Source organism: Hafnia sp. CBA7124 (genome assembly GCF_002355555.1).
Lineage (GTDB): Bacteria > Pseudomonadota > Gammaproteobacteria > Enterobacterales > Enterobacteriaceae > Hafnia > Hafnia alvei.
This window is the reverse complement of the sequence record NZ_AP017469.1, coordinates 3,513,651-3,532,843: the sequence shown is the minus strand read 5'-3', so window position 1 is coordinate 3,532,843 and position 19,193 is coordinate 3,513,651. Positions and strand designations below refer to the sequence as shown.

19 protein-coding genes and 3 tRNA genes are annotated in these 19,193 nt (G+C 49.9%); 11 read left to right on the top strand and 11 right to left on the bottom strand.

Features of this window, described 5'->3' with window-relative positions; genetic code table 11:
* Positions 1–10: 10 nt before the first annotated feature.
* Positions 11–1,339: an amino-acid N-acetyltransferase gene (argA, locus tag CPY98_RS16235; protein WP_043495288.1), complete on the bottom strand. Its 1,329-nt coding sequence runs from the start codon at positions 1,337–1,339 to the stop codon at positions 11–13.
* A gap of 233 nt (positions 1,340–1,572) precedes the next feature.
* Between argA and amiC the strand changes: the two genes are divergently transcribed.
* Positions 1,573–2,823 (top strand): N-acetylmuramoyl-L-alanine amidase AmiC, encoded by a 1,251-nt coding sequence (amiC, locus tag CPY98_RS16230; protein ID WP_025800245.1) that lies wholly within the window; start codon positions 1,573–1,575, stop codon positions 2,821–2,823.
* Between the two features lie 248 nt (positions 2,824–3,071).
* Here the strand turns inward: amiC and CPY98_RS16225 are convergent.
* The 3 genes from CPY98_RS16225 to CPY98_RS16215 form a co-directional block, all read right to left on the bottom strand.
* A tRNA-Met gene (locus CPY98_RS16225) sits at positions 3,072–3,148 on the bottom strand.
* Positions 3,149–3,236: 88 nt separating this feature from the next.
* Positions 3,237–3,313, bottom strand: a tRNA-Met gene (locus CPY98_RS16220).
* Positions 3,314–3,369: 56 nt separating this feature from the next.
* Positions 3,370–3,446 (bottom strand) — tRNA-Met (locus CPY98_RS16215).
* 215 nt (positions 3,447–3,661) lie between these two features.
* Here CPY98_RS16215 and mltA point away from each other — a divergent pair.
* On the top strand, positions 3,662–4,777 hold the full coding sequence (mltA, locus tag CPY98_RS16210; RefSeq protein ID WP_025800244.1) for a murein transglycosylase A: 1,116 nt from the start codon (positions 3,662–3,664) through the stop codon (positions 4,775–4,777).
* A 95-nt stretch (positions 4,778–4,872) separates the two neighbouring features.
* Positions 4,873–5,691, top strand: a complete 819-nt coding sequence (gene tcdA / locus CPY98_RS16205) for a tRNA cyclic N6-threonylcarbamoyladenosine(37) synthase TcdA (protein WP_025800243.1) — start codon at positions 4,873–4,875, stop codon at positions 5,689–5,691.
* Here the strand turns inward: tcdA and csdE are convergent, their stop codons facing one another.
* Together csdE and csdA are read right to left on the bottom strand one after the other, a co-directional pair.
* Positions 5,692–6,126, bottom strand: coding sequence for a cysteine desulfurase sulfur acceptor subunit CsdE (gene csdE / locus CPY98_RS16200; RefSeq protein WP_096388435.1), 435 nt, complete (start codon positions 6,124–6,126; stop codon positions 5,692–5,694). It abuts the gene before it with no gap.
* Positions 6,123–7,355 (bottom strand): cysteine desulfurase CsdA, encoded by a 1,233-nt coding sequence (gene csdA, locus CPY98_RS16195; RefSeq protein ID WP_043495334.1) that lies wholly within the window; start codon positions 7,353–7,355, stop codon positions 6,123–6,125. Before csdA ends, csdE begins: the two co-directional genes overlap by 4 nt.
* 190 nt (positions 7,356–7,545) lie before the next feature.
* Here csdA and CPY98_RS16190 point away from each other — a divergent pair, with 190 nt between their 5' ends.
* From CPY98_RS16190 to rlmM, 4 genes are all read left to right on the top strand, one after another.
* Positions 7,546–7,767 (top strand): YgdI/YgdR family lipoprotein, encoded by a 222-nt coding sequence (locus CPY98_RS16190; RefSeq protein WP_038502437.1) that lies wholly within the window; start codon positions 7,546–7,548, stop codon positions 7,765–7,767.
* Between the two features lie 384 nt (positions 7,768–8,151).
* A complete protein-coding gene (locus CPY98_RS16185) occupies positions 8,152–9,069 on the top strand; it encodes a transcriptional regulator GcvA (protein ID WP_025800239.1) in 918 nt (305 codons plus the stop codon).
* Positions 9,070–9,125: 56 nt separating this feature from the next.
* Positions 9,126–9,521, top strand: a complete 396-nt coding sequence (locus CPY98_RS16180; RefSeq protein WP_172625155.1) for a DUF423 domain-containing protein — start codon at positions 9,126–9,128, stop codon at positions 9,519–9,521.
* Complete coding sequence (gene rlmM, locus CPY98_RS16175; protein ID WP_043495279.1) at positions 9,514–10,659, top strand: 23S rRNA (cytidine(2498)-2'-O)-methyltransferase RlmM; 1,146 nt, start codon at positions 9,514–9,516, stop codon at positions 10,657–10,659. The genes CPY98_RS16180 and rlmM overlap by 8 nt, the downstream gene beginning before the upstream one ends.
* 68 nt (positions 10,660–10,727) lie before the next feature.
* Here rlmM and xni read toward each other — a convergent pair whose 3' ends face one another.
* The 3 genes from xni to queF form a co-directional block, all read right to left on the bottom strand.
* Positions 10,728–11,480, bottom strand: coding sequence for a flap endonuclease Xni (gene xni, locus CPY98_RS16170; RefSeq protein ID WP_096388434.1), 753 nt, complete (start codon positions 11,478–11,480; stop codon positions 10,728–10,730).
* Between the two features lie 67 nt (positions 11,481–11,547).
* Positions 11,548–12,912: a nucleotide 5'-monophosphate nucleosidase PpnN gene (gene ppnN, locus CPY98_RS16165; RefSeq protein WP_025800235.1), complete on the bottom strand. Its 1,365-nt coding sequence runs from the start codon at positions 12,910–12,912 to the stop codon at positions 11,548–11,550.
* Between the two features lie 316 nt (positions 12,913–13,228).
* Entirely contained in the window at positions 13,229–14,077 is an 849-nt protein-coding gene (gene queF, locus CPY98_RS16160) for an NADPH-dependent 7-cyano-7-deazaguanine reductase QueF (RefSeq protein ID WP_096388768.1), read from the bottom strand.
* A 69-nt stretch (positions 14,078–14,146) separates the two neighbouring features.
* Between queF and syd the strand changes: the two genes are divergently transcribed.
* The 4 genes from syd (at position 14,147) to CPY98_RS16140 (ending at position 17,078) form a co-directional block, all read left to right on the top strand.
* Positions 14,147–14,698 carry a SecY-interacting protein gene (gene syd / locus CPY98_RS16155; protein ID WP_043495276.1) on the top strand — a complete coding sequence of 184 codons (552 nt, stop codon included), beginning with the start codon at positions 14,147–14,149 and terminating at the stop codon, positions 14,696–14,698.
* A gap of 787 nt (positions 14,699–15,485) precedes the next feature.
* Positions 15,486–15,818, top strand: coding sequence for a YqcC family protein (locus CPY98_RS16150; RefSeq protein WP_025800232.1), 333 nt, complete (start codon positions 15,486–15,488; stop codon positions 15,816–15,818).
* The gene (gene truC / locus CPY98_RS16145) at positions 15,818–16,612 is read left to right on the top strand and encodes a tRNA pseudouridine(65) synthase TruC (RefSeq protein ID WP_096388433.1); all 795 of its coding nucleotides are present in this window, start codon (positions 15,818–15,820) and stop codon (positions 16,610–16,612) included. The genes CPY98_RS16150 and truC overlap by 1 nt, the downstream gene beginning before the upstream one ends.
* A gap of 16 nt (positions 16,613–16,628) precedes the next feature.
* Complete coding sequence (locus CPY98_RS16140; protein WP_025800230.1) at positions 16,629–17,078, top strand: flavodoxin; 450 nt, start codon at positions 16,629–16,631, stop codon at positions 17,076–17,078.
* Positions 17,079–17,819: 741 nt separating this feature from the next.
* Here CPY98_RS16140 and CPY98_RS16135 read toward each other — a convergent pair.
* Entirely contained in the window at positions 17,820–18,206 is a 387-nt protein-coding gene (locus CPY98_RS16135) for a DUF3461 family protein (RefSeq protein WP_008814520.1), read from the bottom strand.
* 129 nt (positions 18,207–18,335) lie between these two features.
* Positions 18,336–19,160, bottom strand: coding sequence for a 2,3,4,5-tetrahydropyridine-2,6-dicarboxylate N-succinyltransferase (dapD, locus tag CPY98_RS16130; protein ID WP_025800229.1), 825 nt, complete (start codon positions 19,158–19,160; stop codon positions 18,336–18,338).
* Positions 19,161–19,193 lie beyond the last annotated feature (33 nt).

Here is a 19,193-nt window from a genome sequence, read left to right as displayed (position 1 = left end):
CGAGGTAGTTTCAAGATAAGTCGGCGAGCAAAATCTTGGAACGGCGCTGGTAGTTGTACAGCTCCTGTTTTTGCATCGGGAGCACGTCAACTTCTGCGGGAGTAAAACCGCGCTCTTGGAACCAGTGGATGCTGCGTGTGGTGAGCACAAACAGTTTTTCCAATCCCATTTGTCTGGCTTGTGCCGCCACGCGTTTAAGCAGGGCTTCGCCGCGAGAAGAGCTGCGATAGTCGGGATGTACCGCCACGCAGGCCATCTCGCCAATACGTTCCTCAGGGAACGGATAGAGCGCCGCGCAGGCGATGGTCAGATTATCTCGTTCAATAATGGTGAATTGATCAATTTCCCGTTCGAGCTGCTCACGCGAACGGCGAACCAAAATACCTTGCTGCTCTAGCGGGCGGATAAGTTCCAAAATACCGCCGATATCATTAATGTTGGCGCGACGTATTTGCTCCGCGCTTTCCATCACGATCTGGGTGCCGATGCCGTCGCGGGAGAACAACTCTTGCACCAAAGCGCCATCGTCCTGATAGCTAATCAGATGGCTGCGACCTACACCGCTGCGGCAGGCTTTTACAGCTCCACGTAAAAAGCGCACGGTGCCAGAATTGTAATCCCCTGAGGCTTCCAGCGTTTCAATGCGGGTCTGCGCTTCGTTGGGTAACAGCTCGGAAACGATCGAACCATCGTCGTTTGTAACGCCCTGCGAAGAGCAAAAACCAATCAGCTTTTCGGCTTTCAGCTTAATTGCTAGTTGGGTTGCGACCTCTTCGGACGTGAGGTTAAAGCTTTCACCGGTAACGGAAACGGCAACGGGACCCATCAACACAATAGCGCCGCTGTCGAGCTGACGGTGAATAGCCTCTTCATCGATACGACGAATGCGCCCGCTGTGGCAGTAATCCACCCCATCATCGACGCCGAGCGGCTGCGCGATAATAAAGTTTCCGCTCACCACGTTGATGTGAGCACCCTGTAGCGGCGTGTTATTCAAACTCATGGACAGGCGAGCTGTAATATCTAGTTGCAACTGACCCGCTGCCTGTTTCACCAGCTCTAGCGTTCGGGAATCCGTAACGCGCGTGTGCTTGTGGTAGACCGGTTCATAGTGGTGTTCATTCAGATTGCTGTCGATTTGTGGGCGCGCACCATAAACGACAACCAGTCGGATGCCAAGGCTGTGCAGTAACCCAATATCATTGACGATATTGGCAAAGTTTTCATGCTCAATGGCCTCTCCGCCAAGCATCACAACGAATGTCTTGCCACGGTGAGTATTGATGTAGGGTACCGAGTGACGAAAACCCTGAACCAGTTCGGTGCTGCGCTCCTTCATGAAACCCTCTGAATTTTTATTCGCTAAAACTGTATTTTTATTCTTTATTGCGAATAAAGGCAAGTGTGAATTTTATGTAAATTCAAGTCATCTCTGCTGCGGATAGGGATATCTGCAAAACTCCTTTAAGCATTTTCTAATGACAGCCCCGCCGCGATTCGATAAAGTTTTGCCCTAAAATTTGTGCTGGAGCGCTATTCTCCGCTGTGTTTGGCTTTTTATTTTGGGATTGCATGACAAATTCGAACCATAATCTGACCCGTCGTCGTTTGTTGCAGGGTGCCGCTGCTACTTGGTTTTTAAGTGTAAGCCGAGTGGGTTTTGCTGCGTCTTCACAGGTGATTGCCGTAAGGGTATGGCCGGCGTCGACCTATACTCGCGTGACGCTGGAATCGAAGGTGCCCCTGAAATATAAGCAGTTTGCGCTCACCAACCCGAATCGCATCGTCGTTGATATTGAGGGCGTTCACCTTAACAGCGTGCTCAAAGGGATCAGCAGTCAGGTTCAGTCGGGCGATCCGTATTTAAAAACCGCGCGCGTTGGACAATTTGATAAAAATACCGTGCGGCTGGTGTTAGAACTTAAGCAGGAAATCAGCCCGAAGCTGTTTACGCTCGCGCCGTTTGCCGAATTTAAAAACCGCTTGGTGGTCGATCTGTATCCGGCACAAGGCACTAGCGCGGCGGAAAACGATCCGCTGCTGGCTTTGCTGGAAGATTACAATAAAGGTGATTTAGGTAAGAGTTTGCCGCCGGAAGGGCCACAAAAAGGCAAAGCCGGGCGCGATAGACCGATTGTTATCATGCTCGATCCCGGGCACGGCGGTGAAGATCCCGGCGCAATCGGCAAAAATAAAACGCGTGAAAAAGACATTGTGTTGCAAATTGCCCGCCGCCTCAGCGCATTGATTAAAAAACAGCCCAATATGCGGGTGTACATGACGCGTAATGAAGATGTCTTTATCCCGCTGAAAGTTAGGGTCGCGAAAGCGCGTAAACAGCGTGCTGACCTGTTCATTTCGATTCATGCCGATGCCTTTACTAGCCGCTCGGTGCGAGGCTCTTCGGTATTTGCTCTCTCTACCAAAGGCGCAACCAGCGCGGCGGCACGATTTTTAGCCCAAACCCAGAATGAATCCGATGAAATCGGTGGGGTTAGCCGCAGTGGGGATCAATACCTCGATCACACCATTTTTGACTTAATGCAGACCGCGACGGTGAACGATAGCCTGAAGTTCGGCAAAGAAGTGCTGAAAAACATGGGCCGCGTGAACAAATTGCATAAAAACAGCGTGGAGCAGGCCGGATTTGCGGTGCTGAAAGCGCCTGATATCCCATCTATTTTGGTTGAAACCGCATTTATCAGTAACGTTGAAGAAGAACGTAAACTGCGTACCAGCGCTTTCCAGCAGCAGGTTGCTCAATCTATTCTGGCCGGAATTAAAGCTTACTTCGCGAATGGTGGGGAGTTGGCGAGGCGTTAAGGAAATACTGAATAGCGCTCGAGATGGTATGAAAACATCCGAACGGCTCCTCCCGCTGCGAAGGGGGAGGCTGGGTGGGGGCGTGGTTATTTAAACTTAACCCCCACCCTAACCCTCCCCCTGGCAGGGGAGGGAACAGTTTGGTGATGCAGAAAGAACGCAGTATGTTCTTCCTCATATTGGAATTTCTCAAATTTTAGACATAAAAAAACACCCGTTAAGGTGCTTATTTATTTCAGTATGAAAATTGGTTGCGGGGGCCAGATTTGAACTGACGACCTTCGGGTTATGAGCCCGACGAGCTACCGGGCTGCTCCACCCCGCGTCCGACATACTGCTTTTTCTTCGTTTTTTTCTTTCTTCTTTCGTTCTTTTTTTTTCTTTCTTAAATCAACTTTCTATGAAGTTGAAGTTGGTTGCGGGGGCCAGATTTGAACTGACGACCTTCGGGTTATGAGCCCGACGAGCTACCAGGCTGCTCCACCCCGCGTCCGGTTACTACTTTTTATATTTTTATGTACTGCTATTTACTTCTATTCATCGGATTGGTTGCGGGGGCCAGATTTGAACTGACGACCTTCGGGTTATGAGCCCGACGAGCTACCGGGCTGCTCCACCCCGCGTCCGATGAGGGCGAACTATACACTCGATAGAATTTGATGCAAGAATTTTTTGACAAACATCACTCATTTATCAATTTGATGCATGTTTTTTAATCGTTAAGTGGTCTTTTTAATCGATATCTGCCTCTTATCGTTTTTTTAGTGAGGAGAATTCCTTTCAGGCTGTGGGTTTGTTATCGTGCCGCGGTGGTTATTTGGTTTCTAGAGAGCGTGAAATGAAAGGTCGTTGGGGACAATATGTAGTAGGTGGGCTGTTGGTGGCATTGCTAGCGGGATGTTCGTCGCGTCCAACAGATAAAGGCCAGCAGTATAAGGATGGGAAGATTAACGATCCCTTAGAGCTCGTTAATAGACCGAATGCCAAAGGAAAACCGGTTAACGGAAAGGATTTCTCCGATCAGCTCACCGCTATCCAACGTGCATCGCCTTCTCTCTATAATAGAAACACCGATACTTTCCAAGCGGTGACCAACTGGTTACGAGCCGGAGCCGATACGCGCCAGCTGTCCCAGTTTGGTTTGAACGCTTATCAGATGGAAGGGATGGATAACTTTGGTAACGTGCAATTCACGGGCTATTACACGCCGGTGATTGAAGCGCGTTATACGCGTCAGGGCGAATTCCAGTACCCGCTGTATCGCATGCCAAGCAAAGGTAAGAACCGTCGCCTGCCGGAACGCTCGGCGATTTACTCCGGCGCGCTGGATAACCGCAATCTGGAAATCGGCTATAGCAACTCCATTATGGACAACTTCATGATGGAAGTGCAGGGCAGTGGCTATGTGGACTACGGCGATGGCCGACCATTGACCTTCTTTGGCTACTCTGGCAAAAACGGTCATGCTTACCGCAGCATTGGTAAAGTGTTGATCGATCGCGGTGAAGTTGCGCGTGAAGAGATGTCGATGCAGGCGATTCGTAAGTGGGCGGATAACCATTCTGCCGCAGAAGTTCGCGAACTGCTGGAGCAAAACCCTTCCTTCGTATTCTTCAAACCTGAAATGTATGCGCCGGTGAAAGGGGCAAGCGGTGTGCCTTTAGTGGCAAAAGCGTCCGTTGCGTCGGATCGCTCGTTGATCCCAGCCGGTTCTACGCTGTTGGCGGAAGTGCCATTGCTGGATAATCAAGGTAAGTTTACCGGCAAATATGAGATGCGTTTGATGGTGGCTCTGGACGTGGGTGGTGCGATTAAAGGCCAACACTTCGATATCTATCAGGGCATTGGCCCAGAAGCAGGGCACGCGGCTGGCTTCTATAATCACTATGGCCGTGTCTGGGTGCTGAAAACCCCGCAAAGCGGTGGGCCGTTGTTCAGCGCTTATAATAGATAGTCTATTTTATTGTTTTCCCTCGCCGACCGATGAGCTGTTTGCTGCTCATCGGTTAGTGAGAGGCTGTATCAAGAATTCCTAAGGTAATAAATCCAATGACAGCATCTTTTTCCGACGCTTATATGCAGCGTTTTAGCGGTATTGCTCGCTTATATGGCCAGCAGGCGCTGGGCGTATTCTCTCAGGCTCATGTGTGCGTTATCGGTATTGGCGGCGTGGGATCGTGGGCGGCAGAAGCGTTAGCTCGCACGGGGATTGGTGCTATTACGTTGATCGATATGGATGATGTTTGCGTGACAAACACCAACCGGCAGATCCATGCGCTGCGCAGCAACGTGGGGCAGGCGAAAACAGAAGTGATTGCTGCCCGTATTCGTGAGATCAATCCAGAGTGTCAGGTTACCTGCATCGATGATTTTATTACGCCAGATAACGTTGATAAGCTGATTGATAACCGCTTTAGCTATGTTATCGACGCTATTGATAGCGTGCGGCCAAAGGCTGCGCTGTTAGCCTACTGCCGTCGCTTTAAGATCCCGATTGTGACGACCGGTGGCGCGGGCGGGCAAATTGATCCCACGCGTATTGAAGTTGCCGATTTGGCAAAAACTATTCAAGATCCGCTAGCGGCCAAGCTGCGTGAGCGTTTGAAGAATGATTTCAACGTGGTGAAAAATAGCAAAGGTAAGCTGGGGATCGACTGCGTATTCTCGACCGAGCCGCTGGTCTATCCACAGCCTGATGGTAGCGTATGTGCTTCTCGCAGCACCGCAGAAGGGCCTAAACGTATGGATTGTGCCTCTGGGTTTGGGTCGGTCACGATGGTGACGGCAACCTTTGGTTTTGTTGCCGTGGCGCATGCGATTAAGAAAATGCTGGCTAAGGCTGAGCGTTTGGCTGCACAGCCTCAGTGATTACAGATAGCTTTGCGCGATATTTTTGATCCCAGCGGCGAGCGAGTTTAAACCGCTGGCGCGCGAAGAGCTTAACTGTTCTAAAATATTGAGCTGTTGAAATAGCGCCAGTGGGTCGCTTGTCATAATCTGCTGCGGCGTTTTGCCTTCTGACGCCGTTAGCAAGATTGCCAGGAGGCCTTTGACGATGCGTCCGTCGCTGTCGCCATAATAGTGCATCGTTCCATCCTCAAGTAATTCTCCGCCTAGCCATACCTGATTTTCACAGCCTGCTAGCTCGGTTTTCTGCTGCTTTAGCGCCGGCGGTAATGCAGGTAGCTCACGTGCGAGCAGAATGATTTGGCGGTAACGATCTTCCCAAAGCGTGAGAGACTCAAAGCGTGCCGCTAACATTTTAGGCGTTAATGTCCGGCCAAAAGGATGGGGGGCAATCATGCAAAATCCTCGTCGTTCAAGATTGATAGCGCATAGTTTACCGCTTTTACCAGCGTGGTGACGTCTTCAGGGCAATTATAAGGCGCAAATGAAGCACGGAGCGAACCGGTAATGCCTAACGCCTGTATCAGCGGCTGTGCACAATGTTGGCCCGCGCGTAACGCCACGCCTTGCTCAGCCACTAAAGCGACTAGATCGCTGTGATGAATCCCCGCAATATTGAAAGCCAACAGCGCGGATTTAGGTGCGCGGTAACTGATAAACCCTTTAATCTGGCTAAGCTGTTGCTCTGCTTGTTCGGCCAGAGAAACGCAGTAAGCTTCCGCAGCAGCCAAATCGAAATTTTCTAACCACTCTAATACCGCTGAAAATCCGATAACTCCGGCGATGTTGGGGGTTCCTGCTTCGAAACGGTGGGGTATGGCTTGTTCGATAAAACCATCAAACCCGGCTTTAGTTAGCATTTTCCCACCGCCCTGCCACGCATGCATCTGTTCGAGATATTCCGGCTTACCATACAACACGCCAAGCCCCGTTGGGCCATACATTTTGTGGGCAGAAAAAGCATAAAAATCGACGTTGAGATCGGCGACGTCAAGCGGATGATGCACGACGCCTTGCGCGCCATCAATCATAACTGGCGTGCCGTTTTGATGCGCCAGCTCTAGCGCATAGCGTAGATCGGGGCAGCCACCGGTAACGTTCGACATTTGCCCCAAGGCCATCATTTTGGTGCGCGAAGTGAGTAGAGCCGGTAACTGTACTAGAGCCGGTAACCCGTGTTGGTTGACCGGAAGCTTAACGACGTTAGCGCCACATTGTTCAGCCACCATCAGCCACGGTATCAAATTTGCGTGATGCTCGGCTTCACTCACCAGAATTTCATCATCGGCCTGCAAAATGGGGCGCAGATAGCTTTGCGCCACGAGATTGATGGCTTCGGTGGTGCCTTTAGTCCACACAATGCTATCTGCGCTGTGAGCATGCAGAAGCTGGGCAACCTGCTGGCGAGCCGATTCATAGCGCTGAGTCAAGCGCAGAGCGGCCTGATGTTGACTGCGGTGTACGGTAGCGGCGCTGCCAGCGTAATAGGCTTGAGTAGCTTCAACCAATACTTGAGGTTTTAGTGCGGTTGCTGCGCTGTCGAGATAAACCGCATGTTGCTCGTTATCTGTTGCTGAAAGTGCAGGGAAGTGGCCGCGAAAGGCTGAATAATCAAAGGATGTCATGCGAAATAATTCCTCATTGCGGGCCGCTTGGTTGTCACGCCCAAAGAGCGGCATGACAGATTAATCTGAATAATTTGGCAGTTTTCTGGCAAAGCTGAAATAGCTTGTTATGCTTTTAACTACTGGCAAATGAATGTGCCGGAGATAAAAAGAGCGTTAGTAGCGCATTTTAAACTGCAAGGAGTAAATCATGAAGAAATTAGGTGCTGTTTTATCCGCCGTGATGTTTACCTTCGTATTGGCTGGCTGTTCAAGCAACTACGTCATGCATACCAACGATGGTCGCACCATTGTGAGCGATGGTAAACCTCAGGTGGATAACGAAACCGGAATGATTAGCTACAAAGATGCTAACGGCAATCAGCAACAGATTAACCGTAACGACGTCAGAGAAATGACTGAAAGCAAATAATTTGATTATTAAAATCAACGTCGTAAATCTAAAAGCGCTGACTTCGGTCGGCGTTTTTAGATAAAAAAAAGCACCGCAAATTGCGGTGCTACTAATCACTATGGACAGACAGGGTAAATGTACAGGAAGTGAAAAAAACAGTAGCCTAGCTACTATGTCTGAAATCGTCAGACAACTTGCAAACACAACATCACAACCACAAAGCCAAAAGTATTCAGGAACCAAATCCACAAACACTTTTTCGTTCCGGCTCGGGAAGTGGCGCCACTATAGGTATTTGCTGGCCTATCCTCAACGGACAATTTATAATGGCTCGGATAAAAAAAACTAATGGGTAAATAAACGGTTAATTATCTGCAACCGTTTGATAAAAAGTGTCCAGCCATGTCTAAACGATTACCACCCCTAAACTCACTGCGCGTGTTTGATGCGGCAGCCCGACATCTCAGCTTTACCAAGGCTGCAGAGGAGCTGTTTGTTACTCAGGCTGCGGTAAGTCATCAGATTAAATCATTGGAAGATTTCCTTGGGCTGAAGCTATTTCGCCGCCGTAACCGCTCTTTGTTACTGACGGAAGAAGGGCAAAGTTATTACCTCGATATCAAAGAAATTTTCTCATCCCTTAATGAGGCAACGCGTAAGCTACAGGCGCGTAGTGCCAAAGGCGCGTTAACCGTCAGCCTGCCACCAAGTTTTGCTATTCAATGGCTCGTTCCACGTCTTTCTGGTTTTAATTCTGCTTATCCGGGCATCGATGTGCGTATTCAGGCCGTCGATCGCGAAGAAGGGAAGCTGGCCGATGACGTTGACGTTGCCATTTTTTATGGGCGAGGGCATTGGCCGGGACTGCGCGTAGAGCGTTTATATGCCGAATATTTGCTCCCTGTCTGTTCACCGCAATTATTATTGAGCGAACATCCACTAAAAGATCCGGCCGATATGGCTTATCATACGCTGCTGCACGATACGTCGCGTCGAGACTGGTTAGCGTATACCCGCCAATTAGGGTTACAGCATATTAACGTTCAGCAAGGGCCTATTTTCAGCCACAGTGCCATGGTTGTTCAGGCTGCGGTGCATGGTCAGGGTATTGCGTTAGTGAATAACGTGATGGCGCAAACTGAGATTGAGGCCGGTCGTCTGGTTTGTCCGTTTAACGATGTGCTCATCAGTAAGAATTCATTTTATCTGGTCTGTCAGGATAGCCAGGCGGAGCTGGGGAAAATCGCGGCATTCCGTCAGTGGATCCTCGCGCGTGCAGCGAGCGAGCAGGAAAAATTCCGTTTTCGTTATGAGTCTTAATCGTCGTTTGTCGATGGTAAGTATTCATGCACACGGCTTAATACAGGGTAATCGGAATGAGTAGTCGTTCAATGATGATTTTTGCCGCGATTAGCGGTTTCGTTTTTGTTGCACTGGGGGCGTTTGGCGCACATGTTTTGAGCCGAACCTTGGGTGCTGCTGAAATGGATTGGCTGCATACTGGATTGCAGTATCAGGGGATCCATACGCTGGCAATTTTAGGGCTGGCAGCCTTAATGCAGCGTCGTAAAAATCTGTGGTTCTATTGGAGCAGTGCGTTATTGGCTCTGGGAACCGTGTTGTTTTGTGGAAGTCTTTATTGTCTGGCGCTGTCGCATCTTAAACTGTGGGTGTACATCACGCCTATCGGCGGCGTTTGCTTTTTAGTAGGTTGGGCTTTGATGTTAGTAGGTGCCTTACGCATGAGGAAAAGGGCGGAACGCCATGAATAAATTAGCTTTATATTGCCGCCCAGGATTCGAAAAAGAATGCGCAGCAGAAATTACCGAGAAAGCCGCGGCTCTTGAAGTCTTTGGCTTCCCAAGAGTCAAAGAAAACAGCGGCTATGTGACCTTTGAATGTTATCAGCATGAAGATGCCGATAAACTCGCCAAAAATTTGCCATTCCGCGAGCTGATTTTTGCTCGTCAGATGATTGTAGTGGGTGAGTTGCTCAAAGATTTACCAACCGACGATCGCGTTTCGCCGATTGTTGGAATGCTGATGAACGTGATTGAAGGTGCCGGTGAACTGCGCGTTGAAGTGCCGGATACCAATGAAAGCAAAGAGCTGATGAAGTTCTGTCGCAAGTTCACGGTGCCGCTGCGCGCTGCGCTACGTGAGCAAAAGATCCTGCTGAAGAATGAAAATGCGCACCGCCCTGTGGTGCATGTGTTCTTTATTGCGCCGGGCTGTTGTTATGTGGGTTATTCCTACAGTAATAACAACTCTCCGTTCTATATGGGGATCCCGCGTCTGAAATTCCCATCGGATGCGCCAAGCCGTTCAACGCTGAAACTGGAAGAAGCGCTGCACGTGTTTATCCCGCACGATGAGTGGGATGAGCGTCTTGCTGGCGGTATGAAAGCGGTCGATTTGGGTGCATGCCCCGGTGGCTGGACTTACCAATTGGTGAAACGCAGCATGTGGGTGCACTCGGTTGATAACGGTCCAATGGCACCCAGCTTGATGGATACCGGGCAGGTTACACACCATAAAGCCGATGGTTTCAAATTTGAGCCACCGCACACCAACGGTGTTGATTGGTTGGTATGTGACATGGTTGAGAAACCGGCGAAGGTTTCAAGTTTGGTCGCGCGTTGGCTCGTGAACGGTTGGTGCCGTGAGGCGATCTTCAACCTGAAGCTGCCGATGAAAAAGCGTTATGAAGAAGTGAGCCAAAACCTGTCTATTTTGGCGCAAACGCTGAAAGACAACGGTATTAATGCTCAGATCGCGGCTAAACAGCTTTATCACGATCGTGAAGAAATCACGGTGCACGTGCGTCGTATGTGGGGCGCGATCCCTGGCCGCCGCGATGAACGTGAGCTTAACCGCCGTATGCAGTTGAAGAACAGTAATAATAGCTAGATGATTGATCCTCTCCTAGCCTCCCTTGAGAAAGGTTAGGAGAGGGAAGTTTTAAGCCGTGGTCAATCCTACGGTAAACGCAGCTGCTGCAGGTTGCCGCTGATCGTCAGATTGGTTTGTAGCGTAGCGACTCTCTTACAAAGCTCCGCCTGTTCCCTGTGTTCTTCCAACTTCTTGCGCCATTTATCTGGCACACTTTCTATCTGTTCAAAGATATTGGACAGCGAGCCAAATTCGTTAAGTAACGTAGCCGCTGCTTTTGGCCCAATGCCGGGTATGCCGGATATCTTGCTGCTGCTGATCCCTGCTAGTCCCCAATAATCCGTCAGCTGCTGCGGTTCTACGCCGAACTCTTTTTTAACGAAAGGCAAATCAAGCCAGCGTTTTTGGAAATAATCACGGATTTCAATGGTCGGAGCTAACAGCTGACAGTAGCCTTTATCCGTAGATACAATCGTCACGCGGTTTCCCGTTTGTGCAATTTTATATGCCAACGTCGCGGCGAGATCGTCCGCTTCGTTGCCTGCCGAGTGCCAGCTTTGTACGCCTAGTTTGCTGAATGCTTCACGGATGGCGGGCATTTCCGCGGCTAAGTTTTCAGGCATGGCGCTACGACCGGCTTTATAGTCCGGTAAGGCCTGATGACGCCAACTGTTATCGCGATCGTCCTCATCAAAAACGGCCACGGCATGGGTTGGCTGGCTGTGTGCTAACAGCTGCTGTAGCGCATGCTGGCAAGCAATAACGCAGGGCGAACCCTGAACGGCATGAATGCGGCGGATGAGGTTTAGCGCGTCAACGATCAGAAGGTGTATTTGCATGATGGTTATCATTATTCGGAAAAGAAAAAGGGCGGTACTCGACCGCCCTGCATAAAGTAATGGTTAATTACTTAATGATTTCATAGCAAGGTTCGTAGGCGGTTCCCGGCAGCTTCATACGATGCTGTGCGACAAAGCCTTGCAGCAGATGATCCATGTGCTGCATCATTTTTGCATCACCGTGGATTTTAAATGGCCCATGTTTTTCAATCTCGGCAATACCCACTTCTTTCACGTTACCGGCCACAATGCCTGAGAATGCACGGCGTAACGCTGCCGCTAATTGCTCTGGCGGCTGGTCAGGATGCAGATTTAGCGCAGCCATATTGGCGTGTGTCGGCTCAAACGGCAGCTGTAAATCTGGGGCAATCTTGATCGACCAGTTAAAGCTGTAGAAATCGCCGGTTTGGCGGCGGTTTTCTTTCACTTTCGGCATGGCGCGTTTCATCTGGCGAGCGACCTCAGCCGGATCGTCGATGATGATGGTGTAATGCTTACGCGCAGTTTCGCCCAGCGTACTCATGATGAACTCATCCAGCACGCGGAAATAGTCTTCGCTCTCTTTTGGACCCGTTAAGATCAGCGGTAAAACCTGATCTTTGTTTTCTGGATTCATCAGAATACCCAGTAGGTAGAGCAATTCTTCTGCCGTACCCACCCCGCCAGGGAAGATGATGATGCCATGACCAAAGCGAACGAAGGCCTCCAAGCGTTTTTCAATATCCGGCATGATCACCAGCTCGTTCACCAGCGGGTTAGGCGGCTCGGCGGCGATGATGGAAGGCTCGGTCATACCGATAAAGCGACTTTCTCTGTAGCGTTGTTGGGCGTGTCCAACGGCGGCACCTTTCATCGGTGCTTCCATCGCGCCTGGACCGCAGCCGGTGCAGATATTCAGCTCGCGCAGTCCTAGCTGGTTACCCACTTTACGTGCGTACAGGTATTCGATCTCGTTAATAGAATGGCCACCCCAGCAAACAATCATGTTCGGCTCTTCGCCAACGTGCAGGGCACGGGCGTTACGCAGAATCGAAAAGACCATGTTGGTGATATGTACTGGGCTTTTCGTATCCAGATGCGGATAGCGATCGGTGTTGGTCATTTGCCCGTTAACAAACAGAATATCGCGCAGCACGGCAAATAGGTTGGCCTGAAGAGCGCGAATGATCTGCCCATCGACAAAAGCGTCTTCAGGCGGATTAACCAGCTCGAGTTTCACGCCGCGTTCGCGGCGCAATACGTTGATGTCAAAACTTTCGAAGCGCGATAGTAGCTCGTTGCTGTTATCGGTTTGTGCGCCGGAGTTAAGTACGGCGAGGGAACAGTTGCGGAATAGGCGGTACAAATCGCTGCTTGCCGTGCGCTTTAGCATGTCCACTTCAAGCTGCGACAACAAATCCATAGACCCAAGCGGGCTGATATGTGTAATCAAAGTCACTCCTATACATCTACCGATGCGGTTACCGCGATGGCATCAGGAATAACGTGTCCTGTCTATTGTTAGGCAGGCTCAATTCCGTTGTTCCTGATACGTTTTGCTACTGTATTAATGCACGCCTTCACCTGACAAATTTAGCATTCCGAGCTGATAGCCGATTTATGCTCAAGGCCTGATAGGTTGCTTGATTCATCAATAGCTTATTGTGAACTCGTGCATTTTGCGTCCTGCAAACACCTTACCGTTGTCTTTTGATTTTTGCCAACACTCTTACGTAAGCGCACGTAATGATTTGCCATTTTTGCGAGGCTTATTGGCGAACCAGGCGGCCTTTTGGTGCAACGAACGGCGTATTTGTGCGCCAAGGATTAATATCCAAGCCACCGCGGCGCGTATAGCGAGCATAAACGCTGAGGGTTTCCGGCTGACAAAAGCGTTGGATATCACAGAAGATGCGCTCAACGCACTGTTCGTGGAACTCATTGTGATGACGGAAAGAAACCAGATAACGCAGCAGCGCTTCACGATTGATGGCCGGGCCGCGGTATTGAATCATCACGGAGCCCCAATCAGGCTGATGGGTAATTAAACAGTTGGATTTCAGCAAGTGACTTACCAGTGTTTCTTCGATCACGTTCTGTGGATCGGCGGCGTTCTTGAGCAGCTCAGCGTCAAATTCGTAGTTATCGATTTCAATATCGAGATTGTCGATGCATTCTCCACGGAATGCGGCAATCGGCTGGCCTTCAACTTCATCAAGTTTCATCAGTTGCACGCGCACGTCACCCTGCGCACAGTGTGATAAGTCGCGCTGCAGCGTAGTTTGCACGTCATCCCAATTAGCGAAGCGCGTTTGGTTGAAGCTGTTGAGATACAGTTTAAAGCTTTTTGACTCAATCAAATTCTGGCTAAAAGCATCCAATTCCACATCGGCGATGGCAACCTGCGGCAGGCCTTTGGCGTTAAGCCATGAGAGCTCATATAGCGTCCAAATATCACCGCCGGTGAAAGGCAGTGAATCAGGATAAAGTCCCAGCGGTTCACGATTCATACTGCGAGGAACGGGCTGAAGCAGTGATGCGTCGTAGCTGTCGCGGTATTCAGTGGCTTTGCCGAGCGTTAAGCCAGCAAGGGCCTGATGATCTTGGTATGACATTATGTGGCCTATATTCGAATAAGAACGGTACAATCAGTGAATACCCTATAGTTTACCTTAGTGAGAGAAAACATGGTGCATGATGTTTCTGCCGCGCTAGCGGAGTTTACCCAGCGTTTTATTGATGATTGGCAGCGTGAAAGCGGCGATTTCCCCTCTAGTGAGGCATTATATGGTGTCGCATCACCCTGCGTAGTGCATACCGACAACGAGAAAGTGTATTGGAAACCGCAGCCTGCGGCCGCTTCTGATAGCCTAAACGGTATTTCCCGCGCTTTGGATATTCAGCTGCATGAAGATATCGTTCCCTTTTTCACCTCGCAGTATGCCGGTGATATGAGCGCGGTATTGGGTGATTTAGCGCTAGATCTGGTGCAGGTTTGGAGCGAGGATGACTTACAGCGCTTACAAGAAAATCAGATCGGTCATTTAGTCACTCAGCGCCGGTTAAAACTCTCTCCAACCCTCTTCCTTGCCACCACGGATTCCGAGCTACAGCTGATCTCGCTGTGTAACCTTACCGGCAATGTTCTGCTTGAACAGTTCGGCAGTAAACAGCGTGAAGTGCTGGCTGAATCACTGTCAGAATTCCTGTCTCGCCTGCAACCTGTCGTCATTAAGTGAATTTGGCTTACACGGCTGCCCGTCGCTGTGTAAGAGATCTCTCACAAGCCGTGTAGGATATATCGCTTATTGATGCAGATATTGTGTAAGCTGATTTGATTTTTTGTATAAGATTCAATGAATAATACTTTTATTTTGTGATCTTTCACCGTGTAAGCCAGCTGTGAGCCAATTGGGTTCATTGTTTTAAGCCTAAGAATAGGCGATATTAGTTTCACCGGAAGGGAAGACGGTTGGAGCAGGACACATCAGGATGATGTTGCTTCAGGATGAAGTGAAGGACACACTCAGGAAGAGTGATAAAGGATGTGCCACAGGACGTTGGCCAAGGATACTTCAGGATGAAGTCAGGGACACCTCCAGGACGGAGATTGAGAGCCAGTTAGGATAACAGGCGGGTCAGGAAGACTGAGGAACAGCATCAGGATGATGCAGGATGAAACGTCAGGATGAAAGTTGGACGATACGACGGATTGTCGGGAAATGGATAGCCGTACGGAAAAGTTTTCACGGATGAGCAGGGAGCACAATGAGTAGCTGGATTGCTATAAAACGAACCGGGCGTACTGTGTAAAAACAGTACGCCTTTTTTTTTGCCCATAGACAACGCTTTTATCCCCTATCAATGATTTAGCACCTTCTTACTGAATATACCGCGAAGCTAAAGCTATATGTGTCTTACTGCTCATAAAGCGCTTAACCACGTTAGGCTATTGGGACGTGCGAGCTTCAATGCTATTCTTTGCCCCCATTTTATATCCCGCCTGTAGACATAAGTGAGAAAAGCATGAGTGAATACGCTGAAGTCAGACAGCATTTGCTGAGAATAGAGCAACAGTTAGACAGCCTTGATTTGTCTCAAGAATGTGCACCTGATGCTCAGGCTTTTGAGAGCCAAGAGCCTTTTTGCGTGGACACCATGAGCCCTGAGCAGTGGCTGCAATGGATCCTGCTACCGCGCATGTTTGCGCTGATTGATAGCAGTGCGCCACTACCGCGCCGTTTTGCTATTGCCCCTTATTTTGAAATGGCCTTCAAAGAGCGCTTGCTGGAGGTTCAACCGCTGATCGTCCTGCTCCAAGAGTTGGACAGTATGCTGAACCAAGAAGACGCCAATTAATGCTGAATATTATCTATCAGGATGAACATTTAGTTGCGGTAAATAAGCCGGCGGGCTGGCTTGTTCATCGCAGTTGGCTTGACCGTCATGAAACGGTGTTTGTGATGCAAACGCTGCGCGATCAGATTGGTCAGCACGTATTTCCCGTACATCGCCTCGATCGCCCAACGTCTGGCGTGCTACTGATGGCGCTTTCTAGCGACGTTGCCCGCCTGCTGTCGGAACAGTTTGAACAGCGTGAGATGAATAAGACTTATCATGCGGTGGTGCGCGGTTACCTCGAAGGCGAAGCGGTGATTGATTATGCGTTAACGCCAGAACTGGACAAGATTGCCGATAAGTTTGCCGATCCTGATAAAGCACCACAGACGGCGGTGAGTCATTACCGTTCGTTAGCTATGGTCGAAATGCCGGTTGCCGTCGGTAAGTACCAAACCGCACGTTATAGTTTGGTAGAGCTAAAGCCAGAAACCGGCCGTAAGCATCAGCTACGCCGTCATATGTCACATTTACGTCACCCGATTATTGGTGACACTAAACACGGTGACCTGCGTCAAAATCGCGCCATGGCGCAGCATTTCTCTTGCTCTGGTTTGATGCTGCATGCGAGCGAGCTGTGTCTCGATCATCCAGTGACCGGAGAGCCGCTCTGTTTGCAGGCGGGGCTTGACGATCGCTGGCAGCGTATGATGTCGCATTTTGGCTGGCAAAGTTATCTCCCTCATCTTGAAAGGGTTGAGTTTCCAGAGAGTTGCGTTCACGATAACCAAAATGACGTCAGCGTAAATTCTTAAAAAAAGGGAAAACATCATGGCTCAGGTTGGTATTTTCGTTGGAACGGTATACGGCAACGCATTGATGGCGGCGGAAGACGCTGAAAACATCCTCAAAGCGCAAGGACATGAAGTCAAACTGTTTGAGGAAGGCACGCTCGAAGAATGGCAGTTCTACCGCAATCATTATGCATTGATCGTGACATCCACCACTGGACAGGGCGATTTGCCGGACTCAATCGCTCCGCTGTTTCGTGCGGTGAAAGACGACGTTGGTTATCAGCCTGAACTGCGCTATGGCGTGATTGCATTAGGCGATAGCAGCTACACCCATTTTTGTGGTGCAGGTCATCAATTCGATGAACTGCTACAGGAGCAGAAAGCGACGCGCATTGGCGAACTGCTGGAAGTGGATGCTCAGGTTGATGCCGAACCCGAAGTGGTCACGGGGCCGTGGGTGGAAAAGTGGGGGCAGTTGATTAAGTAGGCTGCAAGTAGCGTGTAGCTTATGATGCCTTTGCTTATGAGGCCTTCGCGTAAGGTTTCGGTCGCCTGTTCTCTGTGCGATATGGTGTAAGGTTTCGACCGCCTATCTATAACTGCTTTCATATGTAGCTAAGTCGAAGGCGTCCGATGAGGGGCGCCAGCGCGCGCCCCTTCAATCCTCGCGCTTTTATCCGAAACGCCATCTCCGCTCCGGTTTGGTATCGCCCATCCAGGGCGCCCCAAACTCCGCCGGTACATCCCTGTACCGGCGGCTCTCTCTACCAAGGCTTAAACAATTTAAAAGATAAGAAGACAAAATGTCTTTTGTCTTTTCCGTGTTAGATGAAATGCATTTTAGAGCCGCCAGCAGGGATGCTGGTGGCAGGTAGAGGGCGCACAGGACGTGCGCTCCGAGACCGGTCGGTCAAACGACGCGGTAAAAAGCGCGCGAGTTGAGAGCCCCCGCGCAACGGGGCTCTCATCGGACGCCTACGCCAGTGGCTTCATAGAAACGCAAATACTCGTTGGCGGACGAAATCTTTCACTGCATCTTACATATAAGATGCAAGGCGGCTCAATCGCTGCCGCCTTGCTTGACCGCTTTCATCCGTAGCTATATGGGAAAATATTGCCAGTAAGCGGGCGAAATTTTCACAAAACAAACAGAGTATGAAGCGGACGAAATCTATCACGGTTTTTGCATATAAGGTTTTGAATACAAGACAACGTAGGTTGCCCCACCTTACTTCTGCGTCAATTTCTCCAGATCCGCCTCAATCTCTGCAATTTTATTCGCAACCACGCTTTCAAGGTGGCGCAGATCGTCCAAGATCTTGTGCTTCAGATCGACTTCAACCTGATCGCGTTTGCAGATCTGATCCAGTTCATCAATCACATAACGCAGGTTTGGGTTAATCTCGTGGATCTCTTTGTAACCTTGCCCCGCGTTATCTGCCACGATGGTTTTACGCTGGCGTGGATACTTAAACTTCACGCTTTTGGCAAAAAACTCGCCTTTATCTTTACGGAAATAAATCTTGAGAATGTCGTTGTTGGCCTCCTGACGAAGGCTGTAGCGGTCAATCTCTTCGGGTTGATTAATCCCCAGACTTTTCAGGTTGTCATACATAGCGGCACCTTTTGATATTTTTCATGAGAAGATGAAATATAGACTAAATGGCAGAACCGATTAAATTATCGTCGACGTAAAGTGACTGATAAAAAAATAGCGGGCTCGTTGCCCGCTATGCTCATTCTCTTAGTCGATGCTGCGCAGCAGCTCGTTAATACCGACTTTACCGCGCGTCTTGGCGTCAACTTTCTTAACGATGACCGCACAGTACAGGCTGTATTTGCCATCTTTAGACGGCAGGTTGCCAGAAACAACCACGGAGCCAGCCGGTACGCGGCCGTAATGCACTTCACCGGTTTCACGGTCGTAAATCTTGGTGCTTTGACCCAGATAAACGCCCATGGAAATGACTGAGCCTTCTTCAACGATAACGCCTTCAACCACTTCTGAACGTGCGCCGATGAAGCAGTTATCTTCGATGATGGTTGGGTTCGCCTGTAACGGCTCTAAAACGCCACCGATGCCGACGCCGCCGGAGAGGTGTACGTTTTTACCAATCTGCGCACACGAACCCACGGTAGCCCATGTATCGACCATCGAGCCTTCATCAACGTATGCGCCGATATTGACATAAGAAGGCATCAGCACGGTGTTGCGCGCGATGAATGCGCCCTGACGAACGCTGGCGGGTGGTACTACGCGGAAGCCTTCACGCTGGAAACGTGCTTCGTCGTAGTCGGCAAATTTCATCGGCACTTTGTCGTAGAAGCGAGTTTCAGCGCCTTCCATCAGTTTGTTGTCATTGATGCGGAAGGAGAGCAGCACTGCCATTTTCAGCCACTGATGCGTGACCCATTCGCCGTTAATTTTTTCTGCGACGCGCAGTTCGCCTGAATCTAACAGAGCGATAACCTGATTAACTGCTTCACGCGTGATGCTGTCTACGTTGGCCGGAGTGATATCTGCGCGGCGTTCAAAGGCGTTTTCAATAAGTGTTTGCAACTGCTGCATGCTGTTCTATTCCCGAAGTTTAATTGACATATC

Excerpts from the sequence above, each read along its gene's own strand:
- argA (WP_043495288.1), bottom strand. The coding sequence starts at position 1,339 with ATGAAGGAGCGCAGCACCGAACTGGTTCAGGGTTTTCGTCACTCGGTA.
- amiC (WP_025800245.1), top strand. The coding sequence starts at position 1,573 with ATGACAAATTCGAACCATAATCTGACCCGTCGTCGTTTGTTGCAGGGT.
- mltA (WP_025800244.1), top strand. The coding sequence starts at position 3,662 with ATGAAAGGTCGTTGGGGACAATATGTAGTAGGTGGGCTGTTGGTGGCA.
- tcdA (WP_025800243.1), top strand. The coding sequence starts at position 4,873 with ATGACAGCATCTTTTTCCGACGCTTATATGCAGCGTTTTAGCGGTATT.
- csdE (WP_096388435.1), bottom strand. The coding sequence starts at position 6,126 with ATGATTGCCCCCCATCCTTTTGGCCGGACATTAACGCCTAAAATGTTA.
- csdA (WP_043495334.1), bottom strand. The coding sequence starts at position 7,355 with ATGACATCCTTTGATTATTCAGCCTTTCGCGGCCACTTCCCTGCACTT.
- CPY98_RS16190 (WP_038502437.1), top strand. The coding sequence starts at position 7,546 with ATGAAGAAATTAGGTGCTGTTTTATCCGCCGTGATGTTTACCTTCGTA.
- CPY98_RS16185 (WP_025800239.1), top strand. The coding sequence starts at position 8,152 with ATGTCTAAACGATTACCACCCCTAAACTCACTGCGCGTGTTTGATGCG.
- CPY98_RS16180 (WP_172625155.1), top strand. The coding sequence starts at position 9,126 with ATGAGTAGTCGTTCAATGATGATTTTTGCCGCGATTAGCGGTTTCGTT.
- rlmM (WP_043495279.1), top strand. The coding sequence starts at position 9,514 with ATGAATAAATTAGCTTTATATTGCCGCCCAGGATTCGAAAAAGAATGC.
- xni (WP_096388434.1), bottom strand. The coding sequence starts at position 11,480 with ATGCAAATACACCTTCTGATCGTTGACGCGCTAAACCTCATCCGCCGC.
- syd (WP_043495276.1), top strand. The coding sequence starts at position 14,147 with ATGGTGCATGATGTTTCTGCCGCGCTAGCGGAGTTTACCCAGCGTTTT.
- CPY98_RS16150 (WP_025800232.1), top strand. The coding sequence starts at position 15,486 with ATGAGTGAATACGCTGAAGTCAGACAGCATTTGCTGAGAATAGAGCAA.
- truC (WP_096388433.1), top strand. The coding sequence starts at position 15,818 with ATGCTGAATATTATCTATCAGGATGAACATTTAGTTGCGGTAAATAAG.
- CPY98_RS16140 (WP_025800230.1), top strand. The coding sequence starts at position 16,629 with ATGGCTCAGGTTGGTATTTTCGTTGGAACGGTATACGGCAACGCATTG.
- CPY98_RS16135 (WP_008814520.1), bottom strand. The coding sequence starts at position 18,206 with ATGTATGACAACCTGAAAAGTCTGGGGATTAATCAACCCGAAGAGATT.
- dapD (WP_025800229.1), bottom strand. The coding sequence starts at position 19,160 with ATGCAGCAGTTGCAAACACTTATTGAAAACGCCTTTGAACGCCGCGCA.